The sequence below is a fragment of the Paraburkholderia sp. SIMBA_030 genome, assembly GCF_046535245.1.
Taxonomy (GTDB): domain Bacteria; phylum Pseudomonadota; class Gammaproteobacteria; order Burkholderiales; family Burkholderiaceae; genus Paraburkholderia.
Genome location: NZ_JAWRXB010000686.1, coordinates 1 through 267 on the forward strand (window position 1 = coordinate 1; position 267 = coordinate 267).

General features: G+C 67.0%; 1 pseudogene. It reads right to left on the minus strand.

Annotated features, from left to right (window positions below):
• Window positions 1-48: 48 nt before the first annotated feature.
• Window positions 49-267 (minus strand): annotated as a pseudogene (locus SB772_RS41705) (RlpA-like double-psi beta-barrel domain-containing protein); the annotation flags it as partial.

Sequence of the window (267 nt, forward strand, 5' to 3'; positions counted from 1 at the left end):
GCGCCACGCGCCAACACGGTCGAATCAGCGGACGATCCGCTCAGCCGATCAGCGGTCGCTGCCCGAGTTCGAGTTGGCGGCCAGCATTTCCGCCTGCGCGGCCTTCGCTTCCTGACGCGAGAGGCCTTCGATGTTCACCTTGGCGGTGCCCGCGTGCTGCAGGCCGAGCATCTTCGCCGCCGCATACGACAGGTCGATCACGCGGCCGCGAGATACGGGCCACGGTCGTTGATCTTCACCACGACCCACTTCGAGGTCGAGGGCACG